Annotated in this window: 10 protein-coding genes; 7 read left to right on the top strand and 3 right to left on the bottom strand. The window is 64.4% G+C overall.

Translation table 11 applies throughout. The annotated features are described in order from the left end of the window. Positions 1 to 3 precede the first annotated feature (3 nt). The gene (locus FIV42_RS11660; protein ID WP_141197856.1) at positions 4 to 2,799 is read left to right on the top strand and encodes a response regulator; all 2,796 of its coding nucleotides are present in this window, start codon (positions 4 to 6) and stop codon (positions 2,797 to 2,799) included. A gap of 31 nt (positions 2,800 to 2,830) precedes the next feature. Here the strand turns inward: FIV42_RS11660 and FIV42_RS11665 are convergent, their stop codons facing one another. Together FIV42_RS11665 and FIV42_RS11670 are read right to left on the bottom strand one after the other, a co-directional pair. Beyond that, positions 2,831 to 3,559, bottom strand: coding sequence for a response regulator transcription factor (locus FIV42_RS11665; protein WP_141197857.1), 729 nt, complete (start codon positions 3,557 to 3,559; stop codon positions 2,831 to 2,833). Positions 3,560 to 3,733: 174 nt separating this feature from the next. Continuing rightward, entirely contained in the window at positions 3,734 to 4,438 is a 705-nt protein-coding gene (locus tag FIV42_RS11670; protein WP_141197858.1) for a response regulator transcription factor, read from the bottom strand. Positions 4,439 to 4,770: 332 nt separating this feature from the next. On the opposite strand from FIV42_RS11670, the gene FIV42_RS11675 reads away from it, so the two are divergent. The 4 genes from FIV42_RS11675 (at position 4,771) to FIV42_RS11695 (ending at position 16,001) form a co-directional block, all read left to right on the top strand. Continuing rightward, complete coding sequence (locus FIV42_RS11675) at positions 4,771 to 7,179, top strand: ATP-binding protein (RefSeq protein ID WP_141197859.1); 2,409 nt, start codon at positions 4,771 to 4,773, stop codon at positions 7,177 to 7,179. A gap of 165 nt (positions 7,180 to 7,344) precedes the next feature. Further along, positions 7,345 to 8,127 (top strand): OB-fold-containig protein, encoded by a 783-nt coding sequence (locus FIV42_RS11685; protein ID WP_168210574.1) that lies wholly within the window; start codon positions 7,345 to 7,347, stop codon positions 8,125 to 8,127. Positions 8,128 to 8,172: 45 nt separating this feature from the next. Beyond that, positions 8,173 to 10,332: a flotillin family protein gene (locus tag FIV42_RS11690; protein ID WP_174769495.1), complete on the top strand. Its 2,160-nt coding sequence runs from the start codon at positions 8,173 to 8,175 to the stop codon at positions 10,330 to 10,332. Between the two features lie 278 nt (positions 10,333 to 10,610). Beyond that, positions 10,611 to 16,001, top strand: a complete 5,391-nt coding sequence (locus FIV42_RS11695; RefSeq protein WP_168210575.1) for a DNA repair ATPase — start codon at positions 10,611 to 10,613, stop codon at positions 15,999 to 16,001. Between the two features lie 811 nt (positions 16,002 to 16,812). Here the strand turns inward: FIV42_RS11695 and FIV42_RS11705 are convergent. Next, positions 16,813 to 18,168 (bottom strand): RCC1 domain-containing protein, encoded by a 1,356-nt coding sequence (locus FIV42_RS11705; protein ID WP_168210576.1) that lies wholly within the window; start codon positions 18,166 to 18,168, stop codon positions 16,813 to 16,815. A 173-nt stretch (positions 18,169 to 18,341) separates the two neighbouring features. On the opposite strand from FIV42_RS11705, the gene FIV42_RS11710 reads away from it, so the two are divergent. Further along, the gene (locus tag FIV42_RS11710) at positions 18,342 to 18,707 is read left to right on the top strand and encodes a hypothetical protein (protein ID WP_141197864.1); all 366 of its coding nucleotides are present in this window, start codon (positions 18,342 to 18,344) and stop codon (positions 18,705 to 18,707) included. A 126-nt stretch (positions 18,708 to 18,833) separates the two neighbouring features. After that, positions 18,834 to 22,034 carry a beta strand repeat-containing protein gene (locus FIV42_RS11715; protein ID WP_141197865.1) on the top strand — a complete coding sequence of 1,067 codons (3,201 nt, stop codon included), beginning with the start codon at positions 18,834 to 18,836 and terminating at the stop codon, positions 22,032 to 22,034. Positions 22,035 to 22,115: the final 81 nt, after the last annotated feature.

The raw sequence follows: 22,115 nt of genomic DNA on the forward strand, positions 1-22,115 counted from the left end.
ATCATGGCAAAGCCCAACGACCCCACGCATTCACCCGCCGTCGACCACCGCGCGCTCGAGCGCAGTGCGGCGCACGCGCCGGTGGCGCTCTACCAGTTTCAACGACTCGACGACCGGGCGCACATCCCCTTTGTGACCGAGCCGGTCGAGCGCGTTCTCGGCGTCGACGCCGCGACCATGATGCGCGAGTTCGACCTCGACTGGCTGGCTGCGCGCGTGGACCCGAACGACTGGGAGGATTTCTCCGACGCCGTCGCCCACTCTTGCCATACGGGCGAGACGTTCGACCAAACATTCCGCTTTCGGGCCGGCGAGGACCAGCCGTGGCGCTGGATTCGGGCGACCTCAGTGGCCGAAAACAACGCGTCGGGGCGGGTGTGGCACGGCTCGTTGCAAGATGTCACCAGTACGATTGAAAAGCGCCAGGCGCTCGATCTGACCCGCCGACGCCTGTCGACGCTGGTCGAAAATGTCTCGGTGGGCTTGCTCGTCGAAGATGACCGCGGCCAAGTCGAGCAGCTCAACCGCACCCTCATCGAACTGTTCGCCGTCGACTACGACACCGACGATCTCGCCGGCCTTCCAATCGAAAAATGCCGCGAGATTCTAGCCCCCCGCTTTGCCGAGCCCGACACCGCCGTCGCCTGGTTCGCCCAGCGCCGGCGCGAGCGCAAACCCGCCCGCCACACCTTCTCCATGGGCGACGGGCGTGTCCTCGAGTGCATCTATCGCCCGCTGACCGACACCAGCGGCGAGGGCGCGCACCTGTGGCAGTGGCACGACGTCACCGACGACAAACGCGCCGAGGGTCAATTGCGCCAGGCCAAAAGGGAGGCCGAGGCCGCCGTGGCCGCCAAGAGCGAGTTCGTCGCGCGCATGAGCCACGAGCTGCGCACGCCGCTGAGCGGGATCTTGGGCATCACCGAATTGATGACGCGCAGCCCGCTGACCGAGGAGCAGCACGAGTATTGCGACATCATCGCCGCCTCGGGTCACACCCTGTTGTCGATCATCAACGAGGTGCTCGATTTCACCCGCGGCGAAGAGGGCAAGCTCGACCACCAAAGCGGCCCCTTCGATCTGTACGAGGTGCTGTTCGGCGCGGCCAAGATGTTGATGGCCAACGCCGCCAACGCCGGCCTCGATCTGGCCGTCCATTACCCGCCCGACGCCCCGCGCACCTTCGTGGGGGACGCGCGCAAGTTACGCCAAGTGGCGCTGAACCTGATCGGCAACGCCATCAAGTTTACCGACGAGGGATACGTGTGCGTGCGCGTCGACGTCTCCGAGCCGGTGGGCGCCAGCAGCAAGGTGCGCGTGGAAGTCTGTGACACCGGCGTGGGCATCCCGCCCCTCGACCAAGATCGCCTCTTCGAGGCGTTCACCCAGCTTCCTGGCCAGCATCGCCCCGGCACCGGGCTGGGGCTGGCCATCTGCCGACACTTCGTCGAATCGATGGGCGGCACGATCGGCGTCGACAGCACCGTAGGCTCTGGCTCGACCTTCTGGCTCGAGCTCGATCTGCCGCGATTCGAGGAGGCAACGGGCGATGTGCTGCACACGTCGCTCAACGACCAGCGGCTCCTGGTGGTCCACGAGTGCGTGGCGGTGCGCAAGCTCACCGAAGACTACCTGCGCTACGCCGGCGCGAGCGTCCACAGCTTCGCCTCCGTCGAAGAGGCCCTCGCCAAACTCGACGTGCTCTGTGCCGCGCCCTTCGACGCCCTGCTCGTCGACGAGCAACGCAGCGCCCAATCGCTGCGCGAGGAACTCTCCCGGCGTCAAGCGGACCCACCGGCGCTGATCTTGCTCGACCACCGCCGCCAACGCGCCGCAGGCGATCACGACACCCCGAGCCTCGAGCAGCCACTGCACATCCACCACCTGCTCGACACCGTCGGCGCGGCGTTGAGCCGCCGCCAGGACCATGACGAGACGGTCCACGATCGCAACCTGCGCTACTGTCGCACGCGGCCCGTGACCGACCCGCGCATCAAACGGGTCAACCGACCGCGACGCGTGCTTTTGGTCGAAGACGACCCCATCAACTGCACCGTGGTCACGCGCATGCTCGAGACCTTACGCTGCGCGGTCACCCACGCGCCCGACGGCCCCGACGCGGTGGCCGCAGCACAAGCCAGCGAGTTCGATCTCATCTTGATGGATTGTCAGTTGCCCACGTTTACGGGCATCGAGGCGACCCGGCGAATCCGTGGGCTCGACACCGAGCGCACCACACACCAGCCGATCCTCGCGCTCAGCGCCAACGTGATGCCCGAGTTCCGACAGGCGTGCATCGAGGCGGGGATGGACGACTTCCTGCTCAAACCGGTCAACCGCGACCAGCTCTCCCGGGCCCTGCTCGAATGGTGCGGCGGCGAGACGTTGGACGAAGCCTCGTCGGCCGCCAGCGACCGTATCGAGCCGCCGGTGGTCTTCGACCGCGACGCCCTGCTGGCTCGCTTCGACTACGAGGAAGACCTGGTCGATGCGGTCGTCGATGCGTTCTGCCAAGATCTGCCCCGGCGGCTGGATCTGATGCGCGAGGCGGTCAAATTGCGCCGCAGCGAAGATCTCGACCGCCACGCCCACACCCTCGCAGGCGCCGCCTCACAGGTGGGCGCCGATACCATCGCGCAGGCTGCCGAGCGGATTCGCCAGGCGATTCGCGCCCACGACTGGGACCGCGTGCGCTACAATATCGGCTGGCTTTTCGAGGAGAGTCAGTTGTTCGGAAGATTGATCAGCGGAGAGCTGACCTCGGTGATCGACGAGTCCGAGGACGAGACGCCATCGTAATGAAGACCGGGGGCTCCATTAAGACACACTGCTAAGACCCACTTCGGTCGTCGAACGAGTTGATCTGGAAGCCCACACCGCGAACCGTCTGGATGAGCTCGACGTCGAAGCGCCGAAACTTCTTGCGCACTCGGCGCACGTGGCTGTCGATGGTGCGCTCGCTGACGACCGTATCCTCGTAGACCTGCTCGATGAGCTCGGCGCGGGGAAACACTCGCCCGGGCGCGCTGGCCAGCACCTGCAAGATCTCGAACTCGGTCTTGGTCAGCTCGACGTCCTCACCGGCCCAGACCACTTGATACTGGTTCAAATCGAGCACCAGCGGGCCTAGCTCGATAAGCCCCTCGTCACCGGCGCGCTCGGCGCTTACCGGCTCCTCGACGGTGCCCGAGCGACCGGTACGCCGGAGCACCGCGCGCACTCGAGCGAGCAACTCGCGCGGGTTGAACGGCTTGCTGATATAGTCGTCGGCCCCCAACTCCAGGCCCACAATGCGGTCGATCTCGTCGGCGAACTTCGACATGAACAAAATCGGGACTTCCGAGCGCTGCCGAATGTAGCGGCAGATGTCTTCGCCGCGCATATTCGGCAAAATATTGTCGAGAACGACGATGTCGAATGCATCGGAGTCGAACACCTCCAGGCAGTCTTCGCCCGTCGTTGCCTCGACGGTCTCGATTCCTGCGCGCTGGAGCGTACGAGTCACCAATGTCAACGTGGTCGGATCGTCGTCGACCACCAGACAGGTTAGGTCAGCCATAGAAGAGAACTAGGGCAAAGGACTTCTATTGCGACGCAAATGGCCCCAAAAACTCCATCAGCGCCTGAAAGGTGCTAAACCACTAGATATCCTATAATTTCTGGACAGTTGTGCAAGTGGCTTTGCAAAAAACGCGCAAAAAGGTGGGTTAACGCCGCGGGGAGAATACGCGCGTCATTCGCAGACAAGCTGGAAGCCGACACCACGCACGGTGCGGATCGGGTCGACGTCGAAATCACGAAATTTTTCTCGAATACGACGCACGTGGCTGTCGATGGTGCGCTCGCTGACGACGACATTGTCATCGTACGCGCGGGCCACCAACTCCTCGCGGGTGTAGACGCGCGACGGCCAGCGTGCCAGCGTGCTCACCAGATCGAACTCGGTTTTGGTGAAGTCGATGGCGTGCTCGCCCCAGAAGGCTTTGTAGGCGTGCAGATCGAGGCGAAGCTTGCCGACTTCGAGTTCGTTGGTGTCGGCGCTCGGTTGGGGGGTGGGTTTGTGCTGGTCTCGCGCCGAGCGGCGCATCACGGCACGGACTCGCGCCAGCAGCTCGCGCGGATTGAACGGCTTGGCGATATAATCGTCGGCGCCCAATTCCAAGCCGACGATTCGGTCGACGTCGTCGGCGAATTTGGAGACGAACAAAATCGGCACGTCCGACTCGGCGCGGATGTGGCGGCAGACTTCCTCGCCGTCGACCTCGGGCATGACGTTGTCGAGCACCACCAAGTCGAGGTCGGTGGAGTCGAACAGTTCGATGGCCTCAGCGCCCGTGGTCGCCTCGATGATATCGAAGCCCGCCCGGGTCAACGTCTTGACCACGATGGCGCGGCTGGTCGGATCGTCTTCTGCGACAAGTGCCTTTTCTCGAGCCATAACCAAGTACTTTTACTGTTCACGACGTCATCCACATCGGTAGCCCACACAGGGAGCCTATCCGATGGCGCTCGCTCTACCGGGGCATTCCCAAAAGAATCGAGTCATCATCACAAAGCGTATATGTCGAGCATTCGGCTTTAATGAAGCTAATGTAGTCGGAACCGCCCACATTGCAACAGAACTATCCGGCCATGCGCTTTGGGTGAATTAGATGCAACAACGACCGCTCGAGTTGCATTTTCTCGAAAAACACAGAAACGGGTTGCGAAGCCCATGTACACGCACGTATCTTCACAGCAACAAATCCCCACGTTCTTTGGGAAGTGTCCATGCAGCACATGGTATCCTCGCTGTTTACGGCGGCAGTCGAGAGCTGTAAGCAACTCTCCTCGGCGCTCGGATCCCCCGACGATCTGATCGTCTTGCTCGACCAAGACCTCCGGCCCGAAGAGGCGTATCGTCCGGCGCGCACCGATGCCGACCGTGGAAATCCCGCGAGCTATGTCACCGCGCATTTCGCCAAGATGGAAAACGGCGCTCAGATTCGCCAGGCGCTCGAAGCTCGCGCTCGAGAGGTCGTTCGCACCGGCGATCCCGCGGCGATGCTCTACCACACCACCATCGAGCAGCACCGGCGGACCTACTCGAGTCGCATCACCCCGCGCACCGACACGGACGGCGACGTGTGCGGGGTGGTCGTGTGCTGCCGCGACATCACCGCCGCCGAGGAAATCGAGACCCAACTCGACCGCCTCAAAGCCGATGTCTCCGAGGCGCTACGCACCCAGATCGAGTTTATCGCGCAAGCTTCTCACGAGCTTCGCACTCCGCTCAACGGCATCTTGGGCATTGCCGAGGTTCTCAAGGACACGAATCTCGACACCGACCAAAAGCACCTGGTCGACGTGCTCGGCGCCTCCGGCGAAGTGCTGCGTGATATCATCGACGACGTGCTCGACTTCTCGCGGCACACCCGCACCTCGACCGAGTTGGAGCATATTCCGTTCGATCTGCACGACGTGCTGGGCGACGTGATTCAGCTGATGGCCATGCCGGCCGAAGCCAAAGGCTTGGAGTTGGCGCTGCGCTTCCCCCCGGATGCGCCGCGCAACTTCTTTGGCGACGCCGGGCGTATCCGCCAGGTGGTGCTCAACCTGGTGAGCAACGCCATCAAGTTCACGGACGACGGTCACGTGCTCGTGGAGGTGGCCGCCGAACCCATCGAAGACGAGCGCATGCAGGTGACGATCACGGTCGAAGACACCGGCATCGGCATCGCGCCCGACGAGCACGACGTGCTGTTCGAAGCGTTTTCGCAGGCCACGACGGCTATCTCCCGGCGCGAGCAAGGCAGCGGCCTGGGGCTGGCGATTTGCAAGCAACTGACCGAACTGATGGGCGGCCAGATCGCGGTCGACAGCCAGCCGGACGAGGGAACCCGGTTCCGAGTCACCGTCGAGCTGGCCAGGCTGAGCAACGTGATCCTGCCTGTGTTGGCCGCCGATCTGCACGGCCGCCGCGCGCTGCTGGTCGACCCGAACCACATCCAGCGCTGGATCTCGCAGGAGTACCTGCAGGATGCCGACATGCGCGTGACCTGCGCGGACGCGGCGGGCGACGCGCTCGACCTGATGCGCGAGGCCGTCGCCCAACACGACCCGTTCGACGTGGTGCTCATCGCCCGCCAGCTAACACGCGGCGACGGGCCGACGCTGGGCCGGCTGATCAAAAGCGACCCGACGCTCAGCCACACGCCCCTGCTTCTGCTCTGCCCGGTCCACCTCGACGAGAGTCCCCACCCGAGCTTTCCGAGCAAAGATTTCGAGGCTCGCCTGCTGCGACCGATTCGGCCGGGCATCCTGCTCGACTCGGTCGCCGCGGCCATCGAGGGCGGCTTCGCCGAGTTGACCAGTGAACCGGTCGACGTCGACCCCGACGCATTCGCCGCCGAGATCGAAAAGAGCGTCGAGGCCCATGCCGAGACCGAGGTCGACTCCACCCCCTCACACGTCTTGGTCGTCGAGGACGATCCCGTCAGCCAGATGGTCACCGTGCGTATGCTCGAGCGCGCCGGCCACAACGCCGACTTGGCCGAGTCGGGCGAGCAGGCCCTCGAGCTCATCGACCCCGACCGTCACCGAGTGGTGCTGCTCGACTGCCAGATGCCCGGCCTGAGCGGCTTCGAGACCGCCCGGCGCATCCGTGCGCGCGGCATCGACACGCCCATCGTCGCCCTGACCGCCGCGGCCGTCGAAGGCATCGAGCAGCATTGCCGCGAAGCGGGCATGGACGCCTACCTTCCCAAACCCGTGCGCTACCAATGCCTGTGCAGCGTGGTCGAGCGGTGGTCGGGAGAAAACTCGTCGACCGAGGAGTTCGATCCGGGAGACCTCCCCGCCGCGCTCGATCTCGAAGGGCTCGTGGATCGCTTCGAGGACGACGTCGAGTTTATCGACGAGGTCACCGACATGTTCCGCAGCGACGTCCACCGGCTCATGGGCAACCTGGTCGACGCGCTCAGCGAACGCGACGCGCGCCGCCTGGCCCGCAACGCGCACACCTTGGCCGGCGCGGCCGCCCAGGCCGGCGCCATGGCCATCAGCGAGCTCGCCTCACGCACCGAGCAGGCCGCCGACATGCTCGACTGGGAGGATTGCGAGCGGCTCTGCTGGGCGATCGGCGCCCATCACCGCCTCTACGAGGCCCGCGTCGCCGAATACCGCGCCCAGCGCGTCTGACCGCTGCCGCGCTCTCTCATCGCGGCCGAACTCATGGGCGTCGAAACCGTCGGTTGTTAAATACGTCCAAATTAACTACAAATGAGCCTCGTAATAACACCATCGACTGGAAGCGAGGGTCACGAGCCGCGTGCGTCCCGTTACAACGCTCGTAAGTGACGACGAATGGAAGAGTTTCTCCAGATTGCACTGTCTTTCCCGACGGTCATCTTCTCGGGCATGCTCATCGGCGTGTTGCTGTACTGGACGATGGTCATCGTCGGCGCGGTCGACATCGACTTATTCGATCTCGACATCGATCTCGACACCGACTTCGACATCGACATGGACCTCGACGTCGACGCCGATGTCGACGGTGACTTCGACGTCGACGCCGACGGGCCCAGCGCAGGCATCATGCATTCGTTGATGGCGGCCATCGGCCTGGGGACCGTGCCGGTGACCATCATCGGCAGCATCGTCACCCTGGCGGCCTGGTTTTTGTCCTTCGCGGCAGTCTACTACCTGGGCCCGATGCTCGGCACCAGCGTCTTTGCCGGCCTGGGCATCGTGGTGGTCAGCTTCGTGTTGAGCCTGCCGATCACCTCGGTCTTCACCCACCCGCTCAAGGGCATCTTCAAGACTCACACGCACACCGGCGGCCAGACTCTGGTCGGCAAGCTGTGCAAAGTCACCTCGGGCTCGGTCACCCAGACCTTCGGGCAGGCCGAGGTCGACGACGGCGGCGCAGGGCTGCTGGTGTCGATCCGCTGCGAGACCGAAGGCCTGCTGAAGCGTGGCTCGCGCGCATTGATCATCGAATACAACGCCGAACAAGATATCTACTTCGTCGAGCCCTATGACAACTTGCTGGCTGACGATGACGATGAAGTCGTCTTCGACACCGCCCAGGCGACCGACGACGCCGTACAACCCCAGCGAAACAAACAACTCGAGACGAATGAGTGAGCCCGCGGGCTCGCGCAAACCGAACGTTCTACTCGGAGAATAGAAATGGACCCGATATCAGGAATGAGCGTGGCGACGATCGTGTTGGCGGCCGCCGCCGCGGTGATCATCCTCGGCGGCTTCGCCTTCGCCATCAAGTGCTATGTAAAGGTCGATCAGGGCCAGGCCTTGATCATCAACAAGACCACCAAAGAGCCGGAGGTCACCTTTACTGGCGGGTTGGTCATCCCGGTGTTCAACCGCGCCGAGTACATGGATATCTCGCTGAAGACGGTCGAGATCGACCGGCGAGGCAAAGAGGGTCTGATATGTGCGGACAATATCCGCGCCGACATCAAGGTCACCTTCTTCGTGCGCATCAACAAGACCGCCGAAGACGTGCTCAAGGTCGCCCAGTCCGTGGGCTGCAAGCGCGCCTCCGACCAGGACAAAATCGAGGAGCTCTTCGTCTCGAAGTTCTCCGAGGCATTGAAGACCGTCGGTAAGCAGCTCGAGTTCGAGTCGCTGTACCAGGAGCGCGTGCACTTCCGCGACAAGATCATCGAGATCATCGGCCAAGACCTCAACGGCTACGTCCTCGAAGACGCCGCCATCGACTACCTCGAGCAGACCCCGGTCGAGAACCTCGACCCGCAGAATATTCTCGACGCCCAGGGCATCCGTAAGATTACGGATCTGACCTCGGTCCAGCGGGTTCAGACCAACGAGTTCAGCAACAAAGCCAAGAAGGATATCGGCAAGGACGACCTCGAAACCAAGATGGCGCTGCTCGAGTACGAGCGCCAAGAGGCCGAGGCGACCGCCAAGCAGCAGCGCGAAATCGGCGTGGTCCAGGCGCGTGAGAAGGCCGAAGAGGCCGAAATCACCGCCAAGGAAGAGGCGCGCGCCCAGAAGGCGCACATCCAGGCGCAGCAAGAGATCGAAATCCAGAAGATCAACAAGCAGCGCGAGGAAGAGGTCGCCCAGAAAAACCGCGAGCGCATCATCGCGGTCGAGACCGAAAACGTCGAAAAAGAGCGCCAGCTCCAGGTCATCAGCCGCGAGCGTGAGACCGAGCTGCAGCGCATCGAGAAGGACAAAGAGGTCGAGGTCGAGAAGAAGAATATCGCCGAGATCGTGCGCGACCGCGTCTCGGTCGACAAGACGGTGGCCGAAGAGGAAGAGCGCATCCAAGACCTGCGCGTGATCGCCGACGCCGAGCGCCAAAAGAAAGCCGCGGTCATCGCCGCCGAAGGCGAGGCCGAGCAAGCGCTCGTCAAAGACATCAAAGAGGCCGAGGCCCAAGAGGCCGCCGCCAAGCACCGCGCCCAGCAGAAGGTCATCGAGGCCGAGGCCGAGCTCGACGCCAGCGAGCGCACCGCCAAGGCCAAAAAGCAGCTCGCCGAAGGTATCGAGGCCGAAGAGGCCGCCGCCGGCCTGGCCAAAGTCCGCGTCAAAGAGGCCGACGCTCAGGCCAACGAAAAGCAGGGTCTGGTCGACGCCCGCGTGCGCAAAGAGCAGCTGCTCGCAGAGGCCGCCGGCGAGGAAGAAAAGGGCATGGTGGAAATCCGCCTGACCGAAAAACGCGCCGAGGCCATCGAGAAGGAAGGCCTGGCCCAAGCCAAGGTCACCCGCGAGAAGGCCGTGGCCGAAGCCGCCGGCGACCAGGAAAAAGGCCTGGCGCAGGTGCGCATCAAAGAAGCCGAGGCCGACGCCATCCGCAAGGAAGGCATGGCCCGCGCCGAGGTCCGCGCCCAGCAGGGCGAGGCCGACGCCAAGGCCATCCAGGACAAGCTGGCCGCCGAGGCTGCCGGTCTGACCGAGAAGGCCGAGGCGATGAAGAACTTCGACAAGGAAGGCTACGAGTTCGAACGCTTCCAGATGGAGCTCGACCTGCAGCGCGAAATCAGCATGGAGCAGCTCGAGAAGTCGATCGAGATCGCCAAGGCGCAAGCCGCGGTGCTCGGAGACGCCTTCAAAGCCTCCAACATCAACATCGTGGGCGGCGACGACGCCTTCTTCGACAACTTCACCAAGTCGATCACCGTCGGCAAAATGGTCGAGGGGTTCATCGACACCAGCCCCACGGCCCGCAAGGTGCTCGACCAGGTCATGAACAAGGTCAGCAAGGACGAGGAGCCCGAGGCGCCCAAGGCGTCGGAGCCGACTGCATCGAAGGCTGACGACGTCGAAGAGGCGGTCACGGATCTGACGCCCGGAGAGTGACGTCGTTCGCGGAGCGGCTGCTTGCTGCCCGCGGAGCGCGCCCCGTTGTTTGGGGCGCCCGTGCAGCCCCGGGGCTCGCCCCGGGGGTTTGATCGACAATCACCACATGCGTTCGGCTATGCGACGTTACGTTGTGCCGACACGTGGCGTTCAGAGTTGCCCCGAGTTCAGGAGACGCACGGTTAACCCCAAGGCAAGCCATGGGGCTGCACCGGCGAGGGCTCCGCTGGGGGCAAGCCCCCGCTCCGCATGATTCCGGCGTTCGCAGGCCATTTGCCATGTCCGAAGAATCCCAAAAAGCCACCGAGACCCAAACCGACCAACCCCAGGTCTCGTCGTCCAACTACGACATCATCCGCAAGCGCCTCGAAGACCAGGCGCGCCAGCTGCGTGAGCGCACCGACAAGCTCAACGCCGCCCGCGCCGACCTCTTCGGCGGCACCGAGATGACCGTCATCGGCCAAGAGCGCATCCGCACCGAGAACAACTGCATCCCGCAGGACATCGTCAACGTCGGCGGGCGCATGCTCTTTGGCTACAACGTGCATATCGGCCTGAAGACCAAGACCGAGGTCGACGACGTCTTCAGCCTGCACGCCTTCGACAAGTCCGACGACGGCTTCAAGCTCGAGTCGGTCGGCCAGGATTCGGACGCCAACTTTCTAAGCGACGCCAAGTTCGTCAAAGACTTCGACGAGCTGTACGCCTACTACAAAGACGCGCGCCTGCGGCAGCTCATCAAGCTCGAGGGCCGACTGCTGGGCATCTTCCAGATCGGCTCGACCCTCGAGGACCGCCGCGTGCTTCGCTGGGGCTTGGACGCCCAGGAAAACGTCGAGTACATCGACAACGCCGGCGACCGCGACCTCAAGGCGCCCGACACCCACGACTTCCAGTGGCAGGGCGTCACCCGCGACGATCACGTCAAGGGCAAGCACCCGCATATCAGCATCCTCGACGAGGTCTTCGTCGAGACCGTCGGCGGCGACCTGACCATCAAGATCGAGGACAACACCGACGACGGCAAAGGCATCTACAGCGAGCCTGTGGAGGACCTGCACCAGTCGCTGGGCGACGGGGAGTTTTTCTGGGCCAAGATCGGCAACCTGATCTTGCTCAAGATCTTGCCGTACCGCGAGGAGGCGTGGCGCTACTTCGTCTACAACACGCTCACCCAAAAGGTGGAGCGCCTCGACGCCATCGGCCAGTCGTGCATCCGGCTGCCCGAAGACCAGGGCGTCATCTTCCCGGGCGGCTTCGTCTTGTCGAACGGCCAATCGAAGCGCTTCGACGCCACCGTCGAAGGCCTTCGCATCCACCAGGTCATCCGCTCGGCCAACGGTGAGGACGTCCTGTACGTCTTCTATCATCCCAAAGAGGGCGACTACCTACTGCTGGCCTACAACGTCATCCGCAAGGACGTCCAAAACCCGATCAACTGCCACGGCTACTCGCTGTTCGACGACGGCACGATGATCGTGTTCCGGTTCATGGGCGACGAGCCCACGCGCATCCATCCGATGCAGATCTGGCAGACGCCGTTTATCTCGGATGAGCACGCCGCCCAGCAGCCCAAAGACGACTCGCTGCTGAGCAATATCGGCAACGCCGAGCTGGTGCGCGGCATCTCCGACGCCTACAGCCTCTGCTCGATGGTCGGCGACCTCGAGCCGTCGATGCCGGTGTACGAGGCGCTCATCGCCACCGCCCAGAAGCTGCTCGACGCCTACTTCTGGCTCGACAAGGACGAGGCGCAAAACCTCGCCGAGGTCGCCACAGAGATCATCTCGACCGCCGAGCTCGTCATCGACGAGTTCCAGAAGGTCACCGCCCTCAAAAAGCGCGCCAAAGAGGCCCTCGAAGAGGCCGAGGCCAAGCAGCGCTCGCTCTTCACCGACGTGCGCTACCACGATTGGAACCGCATCGAGCGCTTCGTCGAGGGCCTCGACAAGCTCCGAAAGCAGCGCGGTCATCTGATCACGCTCAAGGAGATGCGCTACATCAAAGTCAGCCGCCTCGACGAGCTCGAGGCCGAGGTCAGCGAGCGCTACGACGACCTGAGCCGGGCGACCGTCGACTTTTTGCTCCAAGACGAGGCGCTTCGCACGTATCAAGAGGGCCTCGACGAGCTCGACGCCACTGTCGAAAACCTCGAGAACACCAAGCAAGCCGCCGAGCTCGAAAAGAAGCTCGACGAGATCAACAAAGGCCTGAACCTGTTGACCGAGGTCATCAGCGGCCTGCAGATCGACGACCCCACTAAACGCACGAAAATACTGGAGAATATCGGCGAGGTCCTCAGTCGCCAGAACCGCGCCCGCGCCCGGCTCGAGCGCAACACCAAGGAGCTGCAGGAAAAAGAGGGCAAGGCCGAATTCGCCGTCCAATTCCAGCTCTTCAGCCAGAGCGTGACCAGCGCGCTGGGCATGTGCGACACGCCTGAAGCGTGCGACGAGCAGCTCACGCGTTTGATGGTCCAGCTCGAGGAGCTCGAGAGCCGCTTTAGCTCCTTCGACGGCTATCTGGGCCGCCTCGCCGAGAAGCGCGAAGAGGTCTACGAGGTCTTCGAATCGCGCAAGCAAGCCTTGCTCGAGGAGCGCCAGCGCAAGGCGAACAACATCGCCAGGAGCGCCGACCGCATCCTCAAGGGCGTGGTGCGCCGCGCGTCGAACATGAAGTCGGTCGACGACCTGAACGCCTACTTCGCCTCCGACGCCATGGTCATGAAGGTGCGCGACCTGGTGACCAAGCTTCGCGAGCTCGAAGAGGACGTCAAAGCCGACGACATCACCACCCAGCTCAAGGCCGCCAAAGACAAAGCGGTGCGCCAGCTCCGCGACAAGCTCGACCTGTTCGAAGGTGGCGACAACGTCATCAAGTTCGGCCAGCACCGCTTCAGCGTGAACACCCAGTCGCCCGAGATGACGATGGTGCCGCGCGAGGTCGACGGCGAGCCGCGCATGGCGCTGCACATCACGGGCACCGACTTCTTCGAGATCATCGACGACGAGGAGTTCAACAAAACCCGGCGCTTCTGGGACCAGCACCTCATCTCGGAGACCGACACCGTCTACCGCGGCGAGTACTTGGCCGCCTCGATTCTCTTCGACGCCGAAGCGGGCGAAAACGAGCTGACGGTCGCCGAGTTGCAGCGCCGCAAAAAGTCCGAGAAGGGCCTGCAGCCGCTCATCCGCGAGTACATGAACGAGCGCTACGACGAGGGCTACGAGCGCGGCGTCCACGACGAGGACACCGCTAAAATTCTCGGAGCGTTCTTGGGCATGTACGCCACCGCCGGCCTGCTGCGCTTTACGCCGCGCGCCCGGGCGCTGGCGACGATGTTCTGGACGTTCGCCGAGCAACCCGACCGGCGCAAGAACTGGGGCCGAAGAGGCGTGAGCCTCGGGCGTCTGCGCGAGATCTTCGAGCACGGCAAGCCGCTCGAGGCATTGGGCGAAGAGCTCGCCCAAGAGATAGAAGCGTTCGCCGCCACCTTCGGTGCGGGGGCATCCCTGCCCTCGCCGCGAGAGCTAGAAGCACTCGCACCGAAAAAGGGCCTCTGCCGCGAAGCCGGACGCTACCTCGCCGAAGAGCTCGTCGACACCAACCCCCGCTTCGTCGAATCGAGCGAAGCGGTCGCCCTGCGCGACAAGTTCTTCAACTATCTCGACCAAAAGCACACTCGCCTCGACTTCGACGAGGACTTGAAGCAACTCCAAGGCAACCTCGCCGCGCGCTGGGAGCTCGTCATCGCCTGGCTCACGGGCTTCGCCGACAGCCAGCTCGACGACGACATGTCGCACCTGATCCCCGAGGTCGCCGCGCTGATCTTGACCGACGGCACCCTCGAGCGGCAGACCGCGCAGGCGCGCACCACCGCCGAAGTCACCGACCTTCTGGGCGACCACCCGCGCATCGACGGCGGCGCGCTCGAGCTTCGCCTCGACGAGTTTTTGACCCGGCTTCGCCGCTATATCGACGAGCACGTCCCCGCCTACAAGGAGTACAAAAAGCTCAGCCGCGACTTGCTCGAGCGCGAGCGCCGGCGCCTTCGCGTCGACAGCCTCGAGCCGCAGGTCTTCAGCGGATTCGTGCGCAACCGCCTCATCGACGAGGTCTACCTGCCGCTCATCGGCGACAACCTCGCCAAGCAGATGGGCACCGTCGGCGAGGACAGCCGCTCGGACCGAAGCGGCCTGCTCCTGCTCATCTCGCCGCCCGGCTACGGCAAGACGACCTTGATGGAGTATATCGCCGACCGCCTCGGCCTGATGTTCATGAAGATCAACGCACCCAGCCTGGGTCACGACGTCACCTCGCTCGACCCCGACGAGGCGCCCAACGCCACCGCGCGAAACGAGGTCGAAAAGATCAACCTCGCCCTCGAGATGGGCAACAACGTGATGCTCTATCTCGACGATATCCAGCACACCCACCCCGAATTCTTGCAGAAATTCATCTCGCTATGCGACGCCACCCGCCGCATCGAGGGTGTCTGGAACGGACGCACCAAGACCTACGACCTTCGCGGCAAGCGCTTCTCGGTGGTCATGGCCGGTAACCCGTACACCGAGTCGGGCGAGCGCTTCACGATCCCCGACATGCTCGCCAACCGCGCCGACACCTACAACCTGGGCGACATCCTCAGCGGCAAGCAGGACGCCTTCGAGATGAGCTATATCGAAAACGCGCTCACCTCGAACAAGGTCACCGCCCCGCTCGTCACCCGCGAGCGCCAAGACATCATGCGCTTCATGAAGATGGTCGACGGCCAGCAAATCCCGCTGACCGAGTTCGACCACGCCTACTCGTCAGTGGAGGCCGGCGAGATCGTCAACGTGCTCGAAAAGCTGGTGCAAATCCGCGACGTGGTGCTCAAGGTCAACCAGCAGTACATCATCTCGGCGGGCAAAAAGGACGAGTACCGCACCGAGCCGCCCTTCCAGCTGCAGGGCAGCTACCGCAACATGGGCCGCATGACCGAGAAGGTCGCCTCGGCGATGAACGACCGCGAGGTCCAAGAGATCATCGACAACCACTACAACCAGGAATCCCAGACGCTCACCACCGGCTCCGAGCAAAACCTGCTCAAGCTCGCCGAGCTTCGTGGCACCTTGACCGAGGAGCAAAAAGAGCGTTGGGAAGAGATCAAACGCGAGTACAAACGCCGCAAGATGATGGGCGGCGACGACGACCCCGTCAGCCGCGTCGCCGGCCCCCTGGCCACGCTCGTCCAACGCCTCGAAGACGTCCACACCGCCCTGCAGACCGACACGGTCTCCGGCGAGCTGGGCGAAATCCGCGGGGTGCTCGAAAAGGCCGTCGATTCGGCAGCCAAAGCCACAGCCAAAAAGCCGTCGACCGTCGACCGCCCCAAGCCCAAACAACAGCAGCCGGCAGCAACCGCCCCGGCCACCGCCGAAGCCTTGTCCGAAGCCCTGCTCTCCCTGCAACAAGCCAAGCTCGAGGTCCAGGTCGTCGGCGACATGCCCTCGAAACTCGGCGAGGTCCTCGAGAGCCAACTCGGCCTCATCGAAAGCGCCATCTTGCCCTTGGCCAAATTCGTCTACCGCGAAGCCGAAGACGACAAACGCCGCGACGCCCAACTCGACGAGGTCATGCGCAAGCTCGACGCGCTGCGCGGCACGCCCGTGCCGGAAGGCGAGTAACCCAATCGGTCAATTGTTCGACATCTTCCTCCCCCGCGTAGCGAGGGGAGGACCGAGGAGGGGCGTCCCTTTCCATGTAGCGAAGCGAAATGGAGAGGGATTCAGGGAGAGGCCCCTACTACAATCGCCCGCAAGCAATCCGCCCCCCGCTACGGGCAACGCACGTCGGCTACGCCTCCGTGCTCGCCCGCAGCTAAAAGTTCGTATCACCCACAAGGGGTTCGAGGACGAGAAGCGGCTTCGTGGTTAGCAACCGCCGGGAAGCAACCCATTGGAACGAGCGTCGATCGTTGCTAGAATCCGAGTAGGCGCCCACACTTGGGCTGTGAGCATAGGAGGTGCTTCAATGCCGCGTACCGAAATCAAAGAGCAAGCCCACAAACTTGTCGATGAACTACCAGACGACGCGACTTGGGAGGACCTCGAGTACAAGATCTATGTGCGTCGCAAGATAGAGCGTGGCCTCGAGAGTATCGAGAAGGGAGAGACCGTGAGTACCGATGAGGTACGCGCACGCTTCGGACTGGATAAGAGAAGCTACGGGCAACGCACGTCGGCTACGCCTCCGTGCTCGCCCGCAGCTAAAAGTTCCGTATCACCCACAAGGGGTTCGAGGTTGGAGTCCTGGCAGGAGAATGCATTTTGAGCCGTCCGGAGCCTGTTGCTCAATTGTCTCGAACGGGCCGTTTGGGCAGGACCGACGATCGTGGAACCCCTTGTGGGTGCAAAAGAATTTGTAGCTGCGGGCGAGCGAGGCGTCCCGAAGGGCGCCGAGAGTTGCCCGTAGCGGGGTTTGTCCTTGCCTTCCACCTCACGGCACCGTCGCCTGCCCGCTGCTATCACTGCCCCAACAATGGGTCGTCCCATTGTCATCCACCCCGCAGGTATGCCACCGCCCCGCGTCGATGGACGTGAACACGACCGTCGTAGGCGGCGTCGATTGCCCGTAGGAGTCTTGCCCCCAACACTCGACCTGCCCAAAACCGTCGAGCACGCAGGTGTGGTTCCACCCCGACGAGATCTGCTCGTAGCCAGCCCCCGCTGGCGCGTCGCTCACCTCGCCGGCGTCGTCTTTGCCCCAGCAATTGACTTCGCCGCCCGTCGTCAGCGCGCACGTAAAGCTCTGGCCGACGCTGACCTGCGCGAAGCTGCCCTGGCGCACCTGGGCCTGGCCGTGGTCGCTGCGTCCCCAGCACCATAGCTCGTTCGACTCTTTGATCCCGCAGGTATGATGCGGCCCGGCGGCGATCTGCAAAAACTCGCCCGTCGGCGCCGAGGCCTTGCCGTCGTCGGTATTGCCCCAGCATTCGACCCGCCCGTCGACGCCGATCGCGCAGGCGTGCCGGCTGGCCGCGCTCACCTGCACGTACTCGCCGCCCAGCGGCGTCGCCATGCCGTCGGTGTCCGCGCCCCAGCACTGCAACTCGTGAGACATATCGATACCGCAGGTGTGCAGGCCCCCGGCGCTCACGTCGATGAAGCTCGCCTGCGGCGGCGTCGCCTGACCGGCGTTATCCGCGCCCCAGCACCGAACGGAGCCGCCGGCGGCGATCTCGCAGGTGTGGTTGCCGCCGGCGCTCACCTGCGTGTCGATGCAGCTCGCGGTCGTGCTCGGCATCCAGTCCGACGAGACGGACGACGGAAGGCACAACAGACACGCATCGTCGCTCTTGGCCTCGCCGCTCGAAAAACACGTGCCGTCGATCAGACACGCGTCCGCATTCACGCTGCCCTGCTGGCACTGCCCCAGATCGTCGCACGTCCCCTCCCCGGTGCAGCTCAGCCCGTCATCGCAGCTCGCGCCGGGGGTCACGCGCTCCACGCAATTGCCGCGCAGACACACGTTCTCCATGCACGGCGTGTCGATGGGCGCACACTCGACGTCCGCGCACAGGTCGGCCGCGTCCGCCTCTCCCGTATCCTCGTCGCCTGCATCCTCCCGGCCTCCATCCGGAGCGACGGTGCTGTCCTCCTCGACGTCACTCGACGCATCCTGGGGCTGCTCGGCGTCGCCGGCATCAGACACCCCCGCGTCGGCCGTGCCGTTCGGCTCGGGGTCGTCCGAACAGCCGCCCGTCGCCAGCACGGTCGCCAGCGCGACGAACAAAACAACCACCACACGACGGGATGCGGGCACGCGCCCCCGGGACATCGAGTCTGACTTCATACAACTTCTCTCCAAAAGCATCGTCTTGATCAGGCGCCGTATCGCACTCTACAGACTTACCTTGCGGGCGCGTTTGCAAGCAACCTGCGAGCACTGCTCACCGCAGTTGCCCAACCGGCCTCCCTTGGGGCACACTCGCCCAGCAAAACGTTTCTCCAGATTCGGTGCATGTCATGCTCTTCGAAGTCCTCGTCGGCGTATTTTTCATCGCGGTAGGCGCTGCGGTGACGCTCTACCAACAGCACAAGACGTACAAGCCCCCCGAGGGGAGCGCCCTCGACGAGCCGATCAAGTTCGACGAGCTGCGCAACAAGCCCGCCAAGCTCGCCCGCGTGGCCGACAAGATCTCGTCGGTGGGCATCATCCGCTTCGAACAGATCGAGGGCCGCAACGAGCACACGGTCTACGAGGCCTTCGTCATCGACAGCAACGGGATCCCGGTCACGATCGCCCAAGAGCTCGATCATGCGACCGCGCTCGAAAAGGCCCAGTGGCTCGCCGCCAAGCTCGACGTGCCCCTCGACGACCAATCCGACTGACTCACCTCTCCCTACCTCTTCCTCCCCCCACCTCCCCCTCCCATTGTATCGCAACCTCGCTTCCGCTATGCACAAGGCGAGGATCGACAATTCGACCACAATGAATACCACTGGAGGGAGAGGAGTATGAGGTACTGTAGAGACGCAACTGTTTCACCTGCGGCCGGCGCGATGCGCCTGCTCGCCCTGATCGGCCTGCTCGCCTTGACGATCGTCGGCACTGCGTGCTCCGACGACGAGGAGCCGCCCGCCGAGACGACGACGCCGCAGATCTCCGCCTTTGCGGCCGAGCCTGCGACCATCACCGCCGGTGAGCCGGCCACGCTCAACTGGACGATCGCCAACGCGACCTCGGCCGAGATCTCGGTCGTCGACGGCGACTTCAGCCACACGATCGCCGACGAGAACCTCGCCTCCGGCTCGCTCGAAGTCACCCCCGAGGCGACGACCACCTACGTGCTGACCGCCGTCAACGGCGACAAAGAGGCGACCGCGCAGGTCGAAGTCACCGTCGAGGAGCCGGTCGCCGCGCCCAGCGTCGACAGCTTCGAGGCCTCGCCCGAGACGATCACCGAAGGCGAGACGGCCACCCTCAGTTGGACGACGACCGGGGCTACTTCGCTCGCGCTCGTCGACGGCGACGGCAACGACATCGACCTGGGCGACGCCGACGTCGACTCGGGCTCGGTCGACGTCTCGCCGACCGCAGACACCACCTACACCCTGACGGCCACCAACGATGGCGGCAGCGACCAACAGAGCGTGACCGTCTCCGTCGACGCGCTGCCCGACGCCCCGACCATCGACGCCTTCTCGGTCTCGCCGAACCCGGCGCAGGTCGGCGGCACCGTTACCGTCTCCTGGGATGTCACCGGCGCCGACACCCTCACCCTCGAATCGGACGCCGACGGCGCCATCGACATCAGCAGCGAGCCGACCGACACAGGCTCGATCGACGTGACCGTGCCCGACCAGACCGACGTGGTCTACACGCTCACCGCCGAGAACGCCGGCGGCACCGCCACCCAGGACTTCACCCTGACCACCGGCGACGCGGTCACCATCGCCTCGTTCACCGCCGACCCCAGCGACACGATCGTCCAGGGCGACAGCGTCACGCTGAGCTGGTCGGTCGCCAACGCCACCGACGTCACCCTCGAGTCCGACATCACCGGCGCCATCGACCTGAGCAACCTGGCCACGCCCGGCGAGATCTCGCTGCAGCCCCAGCAGACCACGACCTACACGCTGACCGCCGAGGGCCTCGGTGGCCCGGTCACCGAGACCTTGACCGTCGACGTCGCCCCGCCGGTCGCCATCACCGACTTTAGCGCCAGCCCGCAGACCGACGTCGCCCCGGGCTCCGACGTCACCCTCAGCTGGACCGTCACCGGCGCCACCCAGATCGACATCGAGGATAGCGCCGCCAACTCGGTCTACTCGGGCACCGACCTGACCGGCACGGTCACCGTCACCCCCTCGGCCGACGAGACCTACACGATCACGGCGAGCAACGCGGGCAGCTCGGACACCGCCGACGTCACCGTCACCGTGCTTTCCGCCCCCACGATCAACACGTTCGGCGCCACGCCCGACACCGACGTCCCCGCAGGCTCCGACGTCACCCTGAGCTGGGACGTCTCCAACGCAGCCCAGGTCGACATCGTCGACGACGCCGCCACCTCGATCTACTCGGGCAGCGACGCCACCGGCACCGTCACGGTCAACCCGACCGCCGACGTGACCTACACCCTGACGGCGACCAACGCCAACGGCTCGGACACCGCCGACGTCACCGTGACCACCGTGGCCGCGATCACCATCGACAGCTTCAGCGCCGACACCACCACGACCGTCTCCGGTGAAGCCGTCCAACTGAGCTGGACGACCACCAACGGCAACGCGCTGACGATCACCGGCGACGCGGGCATCACCAACTACACCGCCGCCAGCGGCGAAGTCGCCTCGGGCACCCTCGTGGTGCGCCCGCAGACGACCACCATCTATACGCTCACCCTCGACGGGCCGGGCAACCAGCAGCAGACCTCCACGCTCACCGTCACCGTCGACGCCGCCAACCTGGTCATCAGCGAGGTGCTCTATGACGTGGCCGGAAGCGACGACACCTACGAATGGATCGAGGTCTACAACGCCGGCGACACCTTCGTGGACCTGTCGAATTACTCGATGGGCGGCGGCGGGAGCGACTACACCTACTCGCAGCTCGACCTGAGCGGCACCCTCGCCCCGCAGGGCTGCGCGGTCTTCGGCGGGCCGGCCTCCACCGCCGACAACGCCAACCCGACCTTCTTCGACGGCACCGGCACCGACATCGTCAACGACCTGCAAAACGGCGGCAGCACCGCCGACGGCGTGGCGCTCTTCTTCGCCCCCTCGGCCAACGTCGACGCCTCCAGCGTGCCCATCGACTCGGTGCTGTACGGCGACGCCAACAGCTCCGGGCTGCTCGGCGAAGACGGCTCCGCCGACACCGAGCTCTCCCCGGACGTCGCCAGCGGCTCGAGCCTCGCGCGCATCTCGCCGACGAGCGACGTCTTCGTCGAGCGCACCTCGCCGACGCCCGGGCGCTGCTTCAACGCCACCACCGTCAGCTCGGCCAGCGCCCCCGCCGACACCACCGGCACCACCACCATCGAGGGCTTCGGCCTCGACCCGGCCCTCGACACCTACGAACTCGAGGACGACAGCGGCACCGCCTTCGTGCTCACCAACTGCACCGAGACGAGCCAAGACGTCGTCGAATGCACCGTCCCGGTGCTCACGAGCGCCTCGTCGGCCGCCCTCGACCTGGTGATCACCCGCAACCTCGAGTACACCCCCGACGCCGACGGCGACCCCACGGCGACCCCGGCCGCCCAGCCGCAGGAGTTCCGCCTCGCCGACGCCTACGCGCCGAGCAACACCATCAACTGGTGCAACGTCCAGTTTCCCCCCACCGCCACACTCACCACGGGCGGCACCACGATCGTCTACGGCCAGCTCTACATCGCCGGGTACACCGACACGCAGTCGACCGTCTTCGACTCTCCGTCCATCGTCTCGCAGCTGGGCGTCGGCCCCGACAACAGCGACCCGTCCACGGCCACCGGCTGGTCCTGGACCGACGCGTCGCCGAACACGGGCTTCGACTTCTCCCAGAATAACGACGAGTACCAGGCCACGCTCACCGCTCCGGCGACCGCCGGAAACTACGACTACGCCTATCGCTTCTCGGGCGACGGCGGCCAGACCTGGACCTACTGCGACAGCAACGGTCCCGGCGACGGCTACGTACCGAGCGACGCCGGCCAGTTGACGGTGAACTAAGCTCGCCCCGCGTGCACAACATGCGGGCACAAAAAAAGGCCGCCGAGGATTGCCTCGGCGGCCTTTTTTCATGTCACACAC

The sequence above is a fragment of the Persicimonas caeni genome (assembly GCF_006517175.1).
Taxonomy (GTDB): Bacteria; Myxococcota_A; Bradymonadia; order Bradymonadales; family Bradymonadaceae; genus Persicimonas; species Persicimonas caeni.